8 protein-coding genes are annotated in these 13,304 nt (G+C 69.4%); 4 read left to right on the plus strand and 4 right to left on the minus strand.

Translation table 11 applies throughout. The features are described 5' to 3' along the window. Window positions 1-58: 58 nt before the first annotated feature. The gene (gene yicI / locus EDD93_RS24890) at window positions 59-2,314 is read left to right on the plus strand and encodes an alpha-xylosidase (protein ID WP_123527257.1); all 2,256 of its coding nucleotides are present in this window, start codon (window positions 59-61) and stop codon (window positions 2,312-2,314) included. 48 nt (window positions 2,315-2,362) lie between these two features. Here yicI and EDD93_RS24895 read toward each other — a convergent pair whose 3' ends face one another. Together EDD93_RS24895 and EDD93_RS24900 are read right to left on the minus strand one after the other, a co-directional pair. Next, on the minus strand, window positions 2,363-2,671 hold the full coding sequence (locus tag EDD93_RS24895; protein WP_123527258.1) for a hypothetical protein: 309 nt from the start codon (window positions 2,669-2,671) through the stop codon (window positions 2,363-2,365). A 109-nt stretch (window positions 2,672-2,780) separates the two neighbouring features. Further along, a complete protein-coding gene (locus EDD93_RS24900; RefSeq protein ID WP_123527259.1) occupies window positions 2,781-3,398 on the minus strand; it encodes a TetR/AcrR family transcriptional regulator in 618 nt (205 codons plus the stop codon). Window positions 3,399-3,477: 79 nt separating this feature from the next. Between EDD93_RS24900 and EDD93_RS24905 the strand changes: the two genes are divergently transcribed. Together EDD93_RS24905 and EDD93_RS24910 are read left to right on the plus strand one after the other, a co-directional pair. After that, window positions 3,478-4,812, plus strand: a complete 1,335-nt coding sequence (locus tag EDD93_RS24905; protein WP_123527260.1) for an alpha/beta fold hydrolase — start codon at window positions 3,478-3,480, stop codon at window positions 4,810-4,812. 235 nt (window positions 4,813-5,047) lie between these two features. After that, complete coding sequence (locus EDD93_RS24910; protein ID WP_123527261.1) at window positions 5,048-5,689, plus strand: histidine phosphatase family protein; 642 nt, start codon at window positions 5,048-5,050, stop codon at window positions 5,687-5,689. A 31-nt stretch (window positions 5,690-5,720) separates the two neighbouring features. Here EDD93_RS24910 and EDD93_RS24915 read toward each other — a convergent pair whose 3' ends face one another. Both EDD93_RS24915 and EDD93_RS24920 read right to left on the minus strand, forming a co-directional pair. After that, window positions 5,721-7,202: a hypothetical protein gene (locus EDD93_RS24915; protein ID WP_123527262.1), complete on the minus strand. Its 1,482-nt coding sequence runs from the start codon at window positions 7,200-7,202 to the stop codon at window positions 5,721-5,723. Between the two features lie 270 nt (window positions 7,203-7,472). Beyond that, entirely contained in the window at window positions 7,473-11,318 is a 3,846-nt protein-coding gene (locus tag EDD93_RS24920) for a GH92 family glycosyl hydrolase (protein WP_123527263.1), read from the minus strand. A gap of 503 nt (window positions 11,319-11,821) precedes the next feature. Between EDD93_RS24920 and ngcE the strand changes: the two genes are divergently transcribed. Beyond that, a complete protein-coding gene (gene ngcE, locus EDD93_RS24925; RefSeq protein ID WP_123527264.1) occupies window positions 11,822-13,264 on the plus strand; it encodes an N-acetylglucosamine/diacetylchitobiose ABC transporter substrate-binding protein in 1,443 nt (480 codons plus the stop codon). Window positions 13,265-13,304: the final 40 nt, after the last annotated feature.

The following is a 13,304-nucleotide window of genomic DNA, read 5'->3' on the forward strand; positions in this document are numbered from 1 at the left end:
TCCACCCACTCCTGACGACGCAGCCCGAACACCCCCGTACCGGCTAAGGAAACCCCCCATGAAGTTCACCGACGGCTTCTGGCAGATGCGAGACGGTGTGGACGCCTCGTACGCCACCGAACTCCGCGACCTGCGGCTCGATGCCGACCGGCTCACCGCCCACGCGGCCGTCAAGCGTGTGACGCGGCGCGGTGACACGCTCAACGCACCGCTGATCACGGTGGAGGCGTTCGCCCCCGCCGAGGGCGTCATCGGTGTCCGCGTCACCCACCTCGCGGGCAGGCGCCGCCCCGGCCCCGACTTCGTGCTGCCCGGCGCCACCGGGGACACCTCGGCCACCACCCGTGACGACGGGGCGGCCGCCGAGCTCACCAGCGGCCCGCTCACCCTCCGGCTGCCCACCGGGGGCGACTTCGGCCTGGAGTTCCTGGACGCGGACGGCCGCCCGCTGACCGCCGCCGGGCGCAAGGGCACCGCCTTCGCCACGACGGGGGACGGCGGCCACCACATGCTCGCGCAGCTCGCGCTCGGCGTCGGCGAGACGGTCCACGGGCTGGGCGAGCGGTTCACCCCGTACGTCAAGAACGGCCAGGTCGTCGACATGTGGCAGGCGGACGGCGGGACCAACACCGAACAGGCCTACAAGAACGTCCCGTTCTACCTGTCATCGCGCGGCTACGGCGTCTTCGTCAACCACCCGGGCAAGGTCTCCTTCGAGGTCGGCTCCGAGGCCGTCGGCCAGGTCCAGTTCAGCGTCCAGGACCAGGTACTGGAGTACTTCGTCGTCGCGGGCCCCACGCCCAAGGACGTGCTGACCCGCTACACCGCGCTCACCGGCCGCCCGGCCCTCCCGCCGGCCTGGTCCTTCGGACTCTGGCTCACCACCTCGTTCACCACCGACTACGACGAGGAGACCGTCACCTCCTTCGTGGACGGCATGTCCGAGCGCGGCATCCCGCTCTCCGTCTTCCACTTCGACTGCTTCTGGATGCGCGAGTACCAGTGGTGCGACTTCGAATGGGACCCGGACACCTTCCCCGACCCGGACGGCATGCTCGCCCGGCTCAAGGAGAAGGGCCTGAGGATCTGCGTCTGGATCAACCCGTACATCGCGCAGAAGAGCGCCCTGTACGCCGAGGGCGCGGAGAAGGGCTACTTCGTCCGCACCCCCGGGGGCGACATCTGGCAGTGGGACAAGTGGCAGGCCGGCATGGCGCTGGTCGACTTCACCGACCCCGCGGCCACCGCCTGGTTCCAGGACAAGCTGAAGACCCTCCTCGGCCAGGGCGTCGACGGCTTCAAGACGGACTTCGGCGAGCGCATCCCCACCGATGTCGTCTGGCACGACGGCTCCGACCAGGAGCGGATGCACAACTACTACACGCACCTGTACAACAAGGCCGTCTTCGAACTCCTGGAGAAGGAGCGCGGCCAGGGCGAAGCGGTCCTGTTCGCCCGTTCCGCCACCGCCGGCGGCCAGCAGTTCCCCGTCCACTGGGGCGGCGACTGCTGGTCCTCCTTCGGTGCGATGGCCGAGTCGCTGCGCGGCGGGCTCTCCCTCTCGCTCTCGGGATTCGGCTTCTGGAGCCACGACATCGGCGGCTTCGAGGGCACGCCCGACCCGGCGGTCTTCAAGCGCTGGCTCGCCTTCGGCCTGCTCTCCTCGCACAGCCGCCTGCACGGCTCCTCGTCCTACCGGGTGCCGTGGGAGTTCGGCGACGAGGCGGTCGCGGTCGCCAGGCAGTTCACCGAGCTGAAGCACCGCCTGATGCCTTACCTGTACGGCGCGGCCGTCGAGGCCCACCGCACCGGCGTCCCGACCATGCGCCCGATGCTGCTGGAGTTCCCCGACGACCCGGCGGCCCGCACGGTGGACCGCCAGTACCTGCTGGGCCCCGACCTCCTCGTGGCGCCGGTCTTCAGCGAGGACGGCCGGGTCGAGTACTACGTCCCCGAGGGCACCTGGACCCACTTCCTGACCGGCGAGACCGTCACGGGCCCCGCCTGGCACCGCGGCACTTACGGCTTCGACAGCCTCCCGCTCCTGGTTCGCCCCGGCGCGGTCCTGCCGCTCGGCGCGGACGTCTCGCGCCCCGACGGCGACTGGACGCAGGACCTTCAGCTGCGGGTGTACGCCCCCGAGGGCCTGGGTGACTTCACCCGCACGGTGACGGTCCCCGGCCTCACGGGCGCCCCGGCCGCCACGTACGAACTGGTCCGCGAGGGCGGCACGCTCCGGGTCACGGCGGACACGGAACGGCCGTACGAGGTCGTGGTCGTCGGTGACGCGACGACGGAGGTCGTCAGGGGCTGAGGGCGCGGCGGGCCCCTTCGTGCCGGGGGCGGGGCCCTCCCCGCGCGGTCAGAGGTCGCTGTCGATCCCCGTGACGACCGGTGTGCCGATCGGCGCGTCCCGATCCGAGAGCCCGGCCTCCCGCAGTGCCGTGGACACCAGCCCCGCCGCGTCGAGCTCCGCCGTGTAGCGGTCCGCGGCCTCGACCTCCAGGCGGATGGAGAAGGTGCCGTCCTCGTTGAGGGTCAGCAGGTCGAGCCCCTCGCTCCTGCTCACATCCGTGTGCCGCTTGGCCAGCGTCTCCTTCAGCGTCGCGAGCGAGTCCTCCGGGACCTCGGTGACGAAAGTTCCGGGCACGGTGATGACGAAGGTGGTCACGACGTTTCCTGCTTCCGTTGCGTAAAGGGCGTCTTGTCCGCGTTCCCGCATTCTCCGCTCCGAACCGGTCGCGGAGGCGGACCGACGGCGTCGAGCCCCCGTGTCCGCCTCACGGCGCCGGCTCCGGGCGCCGAAGGCCGGGGAAGGAGGCGGGGGTTGCCCAGCCGCGCAGTACGGCGTCGACCGTCGAGTCGAACGCGGCATCGGCCGCGGTGCCGACGAGGCCGCCGGCTAGTTCGAGGGTGACGAGCCCGTGCAGGGCGACCCACAACGAGACGGCGATCAGTGTGGTGTCGCCGGCGAGGGCCTGGGCCGCCACGGCACGGTCGATCGCCGCGACGAGCGGCCGCACCGGGTCCCGGTCGCCGACCCGGGCCGACGGTACGAAGGACTGTGCGCCACCGAACAACACCGTGTAGAGGTGGCGGTGTTCGCGTCCCCAATGGCGGTACGCGACGGCCAGCGCGTACAGATCCGCCAGGGCGGCCTCCGAGGCGGGAACCGCTGTCAGGTCCTGGAACAGTCCGGCGACGGCCTGGTCGCGCACCTCGCGGACCAGTCCGTCCTTCCCCCGGAATAACGTGTACACCGCCGCCGTCGACGTTCCGGCGGCAGTGGCCAGCGCGCGGACGGTGACCGACTCCTGCGGACGGGTGGCGAACATCTCGGTCGCGCAGGCGACGAGCCGTTCCCGGACGGCGGCGTCGTTCGTTCTCGGCCTTCCCATGAGGAGCAGTCTACCGTGTTGATAACATCGTTTCAAAACGCTGTTCCAAAACACCGTTCCAGCTGATCGGGAGATCGCCGTGCCACTTTCCGTCATACGCCCCCTGCGCCTTCTCGGCCGCCTGCTGGCCGGCATCGCCGTGGTGGTGGGGCTGGTCGCCTTATTCCTGGCGCTGACCGTCGCCACCGACGGCGCGGGATCGGGGTTCGTCGCGTGGTCCGTGGCCGTCGGGACCGCGGCTTCCGCGGCGCTGTGGCGGGGCCGCCGCCGCTCCTGGCGGGGACGGCTGGGCCCATGGCTGCCGGTGCTCGTCGCGGCGGCCCTCACGCTGTCGGTGTGCGTCCCCACCGCCCCCACGACGCGCCGCACCCCGCCCGCCCTGTCGTTCGTGACCGCCGAGCACTGGAGCCTGTCCACCGGCAGCCGGGTCGCGGCGTACCACTACCCGCCCACCGGCGACAGCCCCCGGCAACGCGTCCCGCTCGTCTACCTCAACGGCGGCCCGGTGCGCGGCATCTCCGTGCTCGACCACCGCTTCCTGCAGCGGCTCGCGGGACAGGGCTACGACGTCTACACCTACGAACAGGCCGGCGGCGGACGCAGCGACCTGCTGCCCATGAACCAGTACTCGATCACCCGGTCCGTCCGCGACCTCGGTGCCTTCGTCGGCAAACTCGGCAAGGGCCGCGCCGATGTGCTGGGCTTCTCCGCAGGCGCGGTCGTGCTCACCCGCGCGCTCGCCGACCCGGCCATCGCCGCCCAGCTGCACCGGGCGGTCATCGCCGAGCCGGGCCCGGTGGACGGTCCCGCCACCCGGATGGCCGAGCAGAAGGGCCGGCCGTCGGCCCGCGGCCTCGCACCGGACGTCACCGGACCGCGCTCCACACACGTCCCGCGGTACGCGGTCGCCTTCGGACTCATGCGGCTCGGGCTGCTCAGCCCGGACAACGGGCTGGTGGGGCAGGCGGAGGGCGACAACGCCTTCACCGCAGCCGATCTCGGCAGCGACACCGCGTCCGCCTACTGCGCGCGGGACGCCCACCGCATCCCGGTCGAGGACACGGCGGACAACTTCTCCTTCAGCGCCGCCGCCAGCCTCCGCATCCAGCAGACGATCAAGGACTCGCCCTCCCTCGCCCCCCGGCTCAGGCGCTCCCGGACACCCGCGATGCTGATGATCGCCGAGTGCTCCTCCCAGGTCCGGCAGTGGCAGACGGCCGTCCTCGCGGACAACCCCGCCATCCGGCGCACCCAGTACATGCCCGGCGTCGGCCACCACATGTGGAACGGCCTGAGTGACAACGACCGGCGAGCGGCAGCGGTCATCACCGCGTTCCTCCAGGACAAGCCCGCACCGCTGCCCGACTACCCGACCCGGGCAGGGATCCCCGCCTTCCTCCGCGGCCACAAATAGGCGAGCGGCCCCCCGGCGAACGCCCGGTGACCGGTGCCCGGGGCGGCCCGGCCGTCCGGCCACCCGCACCGCGGGCAGCCGCGTCCGCTCGCCCCGGGCGCGCCCGACCGCCTGGCCATGGCTGGAATGCGATCGTGGACCAGCGGGTTCGCACCATCGACAGCACGCGACGCAGCCCGGCCCGGCCGGGCGGCTTCCGTGAGCGGTAACGGCACAGAGAGCGGATGACCTTCACATGGGCGAGTTGATCCTGATCCGGCACGGCGAGACCGAGTGGTCCCGCAACGGGCAGCACACGAGCCACACCGACCTGCCCCTGACCCCGCTCGGTGAGCGCCAGGCCCGCGCCCTCGCGCCGCTGCTCGCGGACCGTGACATCGCCCTCACCCTGGTCAGCCCCTCGGTACGGGCCCGGCGCACCGCCGAACTCGCCGGGCTGGCCGCCCCCCGGATCACCCCCGAACTGCGCGAGTGGGACTACGGCGGCTACGAGGGCATCACCACGCACGAGATCCACCGGACCCGCCCCGGCTGGAACCTCTGGACGGACGGGGTCACCGCCGGTCCCGAGGCGCACCCCGGCGAGACCCCGGCGGAGGTCGGGGAGCGGGCCGACCGGGTGCTGGCCGAGGTCCGGGAAGCCGCCGAGCGGGCCGGGGACGAGGACATCGTGCTCGTCGCCCACTCGCACTTCCTGCGCGTCCTGACCGCCCGCTACCTCGGGCTGACCCCCGCCGAGGGCACGCTCTTCCAGCTCGCCACCGGCGCCGTGTCCCGGCTGGGCACGGAACACGGGCAGCCGGTCATCACCGCGTGGAACGTGTCCCTGCCCGAGAGCCTGTTCCCCACCGCCGTTCCGGACGCCTCCCAGCCCTGAAGGGGTGCCGAGCGCCCGGTGCTGCCGGACGTCAGCTCGCCCCGGCGACCTCGTCCTCCTCGTACAGGCCCTTCAGGTCGCCGATACAGGCCTCGGCGACCTCCGCCGCGAACCGCGGACACATCCACGACTCCGCGCTGCGGGACTCCTCGGCCGGCGGGAACTCCTCCGGTGCCCAGAAGTGCGCCATGCCGTCGCGGAACTCCGCGCGCCGAAGGGGCGGGTGCTCGTCCTCGTGCAGGCACTCGGCGGGCAGCGGAGCCGCGGCGACGGCCCGCATCGTGGCCAGGACGCCCCGGGCGACGGAGAGGGGAGGGGCCGGGTACGCGTTCTGCACCGCCTGGTACGCCACGAGCAGCAGTACGGCGCGATCGCGGTCGTCGGACTGCTCGTGGCGCCGGGCCGCCCACAGACCCAGATCGTCGGCGTACTTCTCGTTCCAGTGCTTGTTGTCTGACCGCTCCACGAGCTTCTCGATGTCGAGCCGGCCGTCCGCGCGCAGGTACTCGGCGTCGGCGTGCGAGGTATCGCGCTCCCCGAAGAGGATCTCGTACCGCTCGCGCAGCTGCGCCAGTGTCTCGTCCGCGATCTCTCCCATGAGGACCGGGCACACCACTTTGTCGAGCGGGGCCGCCCCCCACGCGATGCGGCGCTGTTCGTAGATTCCCCGTCCGCCCGGACTGCTCAGCGTGATGCCGAGTTCCGCTGCGTTCGGCCCGCTGTTCGGCAGAGGAGGGTGCCCGTCGTGGGCGCAGTCGCCCTCGGCGAAGTGCGGCACCACCTGTTCCACCGACCTGATCAGGCTATCGAGTACGGACTTGGTGTGCACCGTGCCGGAGACCGCGTACCAGGTCACCGCCCGGACGACCATCAGCCGCCCGGCCCGGTCCGCCGGGGCCGCACAGGACAGCTCCACGGCCTGGCCGCTGATCTCGTCGTCGATGTCGGTCCACGGCTTCGGGTACCCGTGCAGCAGCGCCGCCAGGGTATCGATGCTGGCCTTTGCGTCCACCGGCAGCCGGGGCGGCACATCCGTGACCGACCCCGGGCGGACGATGTCGAGCGCGATCCGTGCGAACCCGGCCGCGTTGAGCGGGCACCGCCACTCGCTCCGGGGCCGGTCCTCCTCCCAGGCGGCCGTGTCGTCGGCTATCAGGAGGAGCAACTCGGCGAGCTGCTCGTCCTGATCGACGTCATGACTCTCGTACGGATGCGCGTCATGGGCGCAACCGTGCCCGCGCAGGGCCCTGTCGGCGGCTTCCAGGGCCGTCACGGCCTGCTCCGCGACCCCCGCACCGGGCAGCCAGGTGAGGTAGGGGGCCATCAGCGTCAGTCCGAGCGTCCAGACGTAGGCCGACTCACCGTCCGGGTCGGCGGTCAGCTCGGCAGCGCAGTCGAGCACCGACCGGTCGTAGCCTTCGTTCCGGCTCTCCTGGTAGTTCTCCCTCATGTCCTCCCAGGTATCGCTGAGTTCGTCGAGCATCATGTCGTCCATGTCCATCACGGTCTGCATGACGCACGGCGTAGCCGGGGGAGTTCCCGTTCCCGCCGTTCCACGGCTCCGTGCGGTCCGGATTGTTTACAGTCCCGCGCGGCCGCGCTAGCCTCCCCCACGAGTGGGAGCGCTCCCAGGCGCTGGCGGTCCGCGGCCTTCGGATACGTGCCCACCGGCGGTGAACCCGGTCCCGCCAACGGACTTGCCCGCACTGTGGGTGGGGGTGAGAACGCCGGACGGCCGGCATCTCGTGGGGAGATACCGGCCGTCCGTCGCGCTGTCGTACGGTCAGGAGATCAGCTCCACCTCCGCGAGCGTCGCCTCACCGTCGAGCACCAGCCGGTAGTGCGCGTAGGAGCCGGGGGACTTCACCGTGAAGGCCCTCGTCTGCTTGTCCCAGGCGAACGACTGGCCTGACTGCCTGTCCAGGTCCTTCCAGGTGGTGCCGTCCGGGGAACCCTGCACCACCCAGCCGCTCGGCGCCTTGTCCGCCGCGCCCGACGTCAGCGTGTACTGGACCGCGTTCGTCGCCGAGGGGACCGGAAGCTCCACCGTGGTGACGGTGGCCGAGGTGGCCGAGGTGTTGTCGAAGAGGGCGCCCGAGCCCTTCAGGACGTCCTTCTTCGGAGCGGGCACCTTGTCGTCCTTGGTGATGGAGACCGGCGCCGCGTCCTTGCCGGTGCCCCAGGCCGACGGCTTCGGGCCCATGTCGAAGTCCAGCACGCCGCCCTTGGCCAGCAGGTCGTGCGGCAGCGAGGTGGAGGTCCACTTCTTGCCGTTGACCCTCAGGCCCTGGACGTAGATGTTCTTCGCGCTGTTCTTCGGCGCCCTGACGACCAGGTCGTGGCCGTTCTCCAGGTGCACGGTGGTCTTGGTGAACAGCGGGGAGCCGATCGCGTACTCGCCGCTGCCCATGACCAGCGGGTAGAAGCCGAGCGAGGAGAAGAGGTACCAGGCCGACTGCTCGCCGTTGTCCTCGTCGCCGTGGTAGCCCTGGCCGATCTCGCTGCCCGTGTACAGGCGGCCGAGGACCTCGCGGACCTTCTCCTGCGTCTTGTACGGCTGCGAGGCCGCGTCGTACATGTACGTGACGTGGTGGGCGACCTGGTTGCTGTGGCCGTACTGGCCCATCCGTACGTCACGGGCCTCCGTCATCTCGTGGATGACGCCGCCGTAGCTGCCGACGAACTCCGGGCCCGCCGTCTCGGGGGTGGCGAAGTACGTGTCCAGCTTCTTGGCCAGACCGTCCCGGCCGCCGTACAGGTTCGCCAGGCCCTTGCTGTCCTGCGGGGCGGTGAACGCGTAGCCCCAGCCGTTGGTCTCCGTGTAGTCGTAGCCCCACACGCGCGGGTCGTACCGGTCGGACGGCAGCCGCCAGTCGCCCTTGGCGTCCTTGCCCTGGAAGAAGCCCGCCTTGTCGTCGAACAGCTCCACGTAGTTGCGGGCCCGGTTCATGAAGTACTCGGACTCGTCCTTGTAGCGCTGCTTGTGCGTCTTCTTGTAGAGGGCCTGGCCCATCTGCGCGATGCCGTAGTCGTTGACGTAACCCTCCATCGACCAGGACATGCCCTCGTGGGTCGTGGTGTCGGCGTACCCGACGAACGGGGACGTCTCCATGCCCTTGCGGCCGACGCCGGAGGACGGCGGGACGACCGTGGCGTTCTTCAGGGCCGCGTCGTACGCCGCCTCGGCGTCGAACTTCACGCCCTTGACGTAGGCGTCGGCGAACGCGACGTCCGAGGAGGTGCCGGTCATCAGGTCCGAGTAGCCGGGCGAGGACCAGCGGGAGATCCAGCCGCCGTCCTTGTACTGCTGGACGAAGCCGTCCACCATCTCGCCGGCCTTCTTCGGGGTGAGGAAGGAGTACGCCGGCCACGTCGTGCGGTAGGTGTCCCAGAAGCCGTTGTTGACGTACACCTTGCCGTCGACGATCTTCGCGCCGGTGTGGGTCGGGGTGTCCGAGCCGACCTGCGGGGAGAACGGCGAGGCGTACTTGTCCTTCTTCCCGACCTTCTCGAAGCCCGAGTTCGGGTAGAGGTAGAGCCGGTACATGCTGGAGTACAGCGTGGTCAGCTGGTCGGTGGTCGCGCCCTCGACCTCGACCTTGCCCAGCAGGTCGTCCCAGGCGCCCCGGGCCTTGTTCTCGACCCGGTCGAAGGAGCGCGAGGCCGGGATCTCGGCGGCCAGGTTCTGCTTCGCCTGGTCGATGCTGATCAGCGAGGTGGCCAGGCGCAGGTTGACGGTACGGTCCTTGCCCGCGTCGAAGCGGAGGTAGCCGGTCACGTCGTCACCGCCGCCGCCGGAGAGCTTGCCGCTGCCGGTGACGCGCGCGTCGAAGACGCCGTAGACGAACAGCCGGGTGGCACCGGTCGAGCCGCCGCTCTTCACGTCCGAGAAGCCGGTGAAGGAGCTCGTCTTCGGGTCGAGGGTGAGCCCGCCGTCGTTGGAGACGTTGTCGAAGACCATGCTCGCGTCCTTGCCCGGATACGTGAACCGCATCCGTGCCGCGTGGTCGGTCGGCGTCATCTCGGCCTTGAGGCCGTTCTCGAACGTGACCCCGTAGTAGTGGGGCCTCGCCGTCTCGTTGTCGTGCTTGAACGGCAGCGCGCGTGTCTTGCGGTCGGCGTCCGGGGTGCCGGACGCGACCGACGGCATCAGCTGGAAGGTCTGCCGGTCGCCCATCCAGGGGCTCGGCTCATGACTCGCGCTGAAGGCCTGCATGGTGGGCAGGTTGTCGTCGTTGTTCCCGCTCGCGTAGTCGTACAGCCAGCTGGTCGATCCGGCGTTGGTGACCGGGGTCCAGAAGTTGAAACCGTTGGGGACGGCGGTGGCGGGGAAGTTGTTGCCCCGGGAGAAGCTGCCGCTGGAGTTGGTGCCCCGGACGGTCGAGGCGTAGTCCGAGAGGTGCGCCTTGCGCTTCTCGGGGGCCTTCGGCGCGATCTTGACGTCGTCGATCCAGCCCTGGAACTTCGACGGGCCCTTGGGGGAGTCGTACGCGACGAGGATCCGGTCGACCGTCTTGCCCGCGGCGACCGTGCCGATCGTTGCGTCGACCTTGTTCCACTGGTTGACGTACAGCCGCTTGGCGTCGGCCTGGCCCTGCGGGGTCAGCAGGCCGCCGTTGGAGTCGGTGGCGCGCAGCTCGCTCAGGTACGTGCCGTCGGTGAACGCCAGGTCCACGGCTACGTGGGTGGCCGGGTAGGACAGGTCCGTCTCGCCCATCTGGGGGTAGACCAGGTAGGAGAGTTCGGTGTCCCGGGTGACGGCGGTGTTGACGTCGAAGACCTTGTTGTACGAGTAGCCCCGCCCGTCCGCCTTGTGCGTTCCGGCGTAGCGCAGCGCCTTCTTCCCGGTGAAGCCGGCGCCGGCCTTGGCGGTGGGGGAGCCGGCGGGGCCCCGGTCGATCTGGCTGCGCATGTCGTCGGGGGCCGGGGTGGAGGTGTTCCCGTCGGAGAACTGGACGTCGGCGAGCTGGGTCGCGTCGCCGGCGCCGTTGTTCTTCGTGATGTCCAGGCGGAAGTGCTGGTAGGCCTTGTCCGCCGTGAAGTCGTAGGACTTGGTCTGGAAGCGCTCGGAGAAGGTCTGGCCGGTGCGGGAGTCCAGGTCCGTCCAGGTCTTGCCGTCCTCGGAGCCCTGCAGCGTCCAGTCCTTCGGGTCCCGTTCGTCGTGGTCGTCGGCCGAGGTCAGGGCGTACGTGACGACCTTGACCGGTTCGGAGAGATCGAACTCCGCCCACGCGGTGGGCTTGAACGACAGCCACTTCGTACCGGATTCACCGTCGACGAGGTTTTCCTTCACCTCACCGCCGCCGGTGTTCTCGTCGCTGGCGCGGACGTCTGTGACCTTGTCGGTGACATTGCCCGGTATTCCGGCGGAGAAGCCGCCATCGATACCCGATGTCCGCTTCTTTCCGTCGGGGCCTTCTTCGACGGTATTGCGCCAGTCCGGCTGCTTCTCGTCCTCTTCGAAGGACGAGCTGAAAGTCCGGTCGCCCGGGGGCCGGTGGCCCTTTTCCGCGGACCCGGCCGACTGAGCGGCGGCCGCGGTGGGGGCTGTCACGACCAGGATCAGTGAAGCCGCGATCAGCGCGGCCGTACCGTTTTGTCTCTTGCGAGAACCGTGTCGGGGCTGCATGCCGAGCCATTCCTCCCGAGGAAGTGCACTTGGACAACGTTGTCAGAAGCGTGCGCAAGAACCAGTAGGAAGTGAAGTGCCTGGTGGTGTCAAGGGTGTTGGATGGGAGCCCGCAGTCGAATCGACCGTATTGCGGAAATCGTTACATCCGGAGGAGGCCGTGCGGTGCCGTGGTATCAGCGAGGTCTCAACTCGGGAAAGACTGCCGTTCAAACCTGCATTCGATCTTGCTCAGTTGGGCGCAAGTGGACTATACCTGTCGGCGTCTGCACAGCATTTTTTCATCTGTGCGACAAGGGGGACAACCGGGGCAGGGCAACTCGACGCGCCACAGGTGCGTCGGCTGGCCCCTCCCCCCGTACCCCCCACTGCAATGGCTAGCCTGAAATCTGCACCACCCAAGCGCAACTGACCGCGGTGGCGGGGCCCTTCGCCTGAGGCGAATATCGATGGGGCGACCGGTACAACACCGCCTGAGTCCTGGAGAAGGCGAGGACTTGAGCATGGCATCCACCTCCGCCCGCAAGAATGAGGGCCTTGGCCGTCGCGACGTGATCAAGCGGTCTGCCGCACTCGGTCTGATCACGGTCCCGACAATGAGCTTCCTGTCGGCGTGTGCGAGTAGCGACAGCAGCAGCGACGACACGGTCAAGAAGGGCAAGACCAGCGCGAAGAACCCGCTGGGCGTCAACGACACGGCCGGCCTCGACGTGGTCATCTTCAACGGTGGCTTCGGTGAGCAGTACGCCATCGACGCGGAGAAGAAGTACAACGCCTCGTTCCCGAAGGCCAAGGTCAAGCACTCCGCGACGCAGAAGATCCAGTCGCAGCTGCAGCCGCGCTTCAACGGTGGCACCCCGCCGGACCTGATCGACAACTCGGGCGCCGAGCAGATGGACATGGGTGTCCTCGTCGGCAAGAAGCAGCTGCTCGACCTGACGCCGCTGATGGACGCCCCGTCCTTCGACGACCCGGCCAAGAAGGTCCGCGACACCCTGCGCCCGGGTGTCCTGGAGATGGGTCAGTTCGACGGCGACCCGGTCTGGATCATGTACTACGCGTACACCGTCTACGGCGTGTGGTACTCGCAGACCGCGCTGGAGGGCCTGGACGCCCAGTACCCCGAGAACTGGGACGACATGCTCGCCCTGTGCGAGAAGGCGAAGAAGAAGGGCATCGCCGGCTGGACCTACGCCGGTAAGTACCCCTACTACCTTCCGTTCTCGCTCTACCCGTTCATCGCCAAGATCGGCGGCCGCGAGGTTCTCGACAAGATCGACAACCTGGAGCCGAACGCCTGGAAGGACCCGGCCGTCAAGGCCGCGTTCGAGGCGTACTACGAGCTGCAGCAGAAGGGGTACATCCTCAAGGGCACCACGGGCCTGACCCACATCCAGTCGCAGACCGAGTGGACCAAGGGCAAGGCGCTCTTCCTCCCGAACGGTTCGTGGGTGGAGAACGAGGCCGCGCCGACCACGCCCAAGGACTTCAAGATGATGGTCGCGGCGCCGTCCGGCCTGGACTCGTCCGACAAGCTGCCCTTCGGCACCATCTGGGCCTCCGGCGGCGAGCCGTTCATCATCCCGGCCAAGGCGAAGAACCCCGAGGGCGGCATGGAGCAGCTGCGCATCATGCTCTCCGAGGAGTCCTCGAAGAACTTCACCAAGCAGGTCAAGTCGCTGAGCGCCTTCAACGGCGGCACCGACGGACTGACCCTGTCCACCGCCATGCAGTCCGGCGTCGACGCCCTGAAGAAGGCCGGCGACAACGTGGTGAACCCGCGTATGCAGGACTGGTACGTGAAGCTCCAGAAGGAGCAGATCGGCGCCGGTCTCGGCGAGATGATGGCCGGGCGTCTGACGCCCGCCGAAGCCATCAAGAAGATCCAGGGCTACGCGGACGCCGCTGCCAAGGACCAGTCCATCAAGCACTACAAGCACCAGTGAGTAACCGTCACCAGCGGCGGCACCCGCGGAAAGATCGGGG

Origin of the sequence: Streptomyces sp. 840.1 (genome assembly GCF_003751445.1) — a bacterium.
Classification (GTDB): Bacteria; Actinomycetota; Actinomycetes; order Streptomycetales; family Streptomycetaceae; genus Streptomyces.

What these genes read in the sequence shown, in the direction of transcription:
- yicI (WP_123527257.1), top strand. Translation starts at nt 59, where the DNA reads ATGAAGTTCACCGACGGCTTCTGGCAGATGCGAGACGGTGTGGACGCC.
- EDD93_RS24900 (WP_123527259.1), bottom strand. Translation starts at nt 3,398, where the DNA reads ATGGGAAGGCCGAGAACGAACGACGCCGCCGTCCGGGAACGGCTCGTC.
- EDD93_RS24910 (WP_123527261.1), top strand. Translation starts at nt 5,048, where the DNA reads ATGGGCGAGTTGATCCTGATCCGGCACGGCGAGACCGAGTGGTCCCGC.
- EDD93_RS24915 (WP_123527262.1), bottom strand. Translation starts at nt 7,202, where the DNA reads ATGCAGACCGTGATGGACATGGACGACATGATGCTCGACGAACTCAGC.
- EDD93_RS24920 (WP_123527263.1), bottom strand. Translation starts at nt 11,318, where the DNA reads ATGCAGCCCCGACACGGTTCTCGCAAGAGACAAAACGGTACGGCCGCG.
- ngcE (WP_123527264.1), top strand. Translation starts at nt 11,822, where the DNA reads ATGGCATCCACCTCCGCCCGCAAGAATGAGGGCCTTGGCCGTCGCGAC.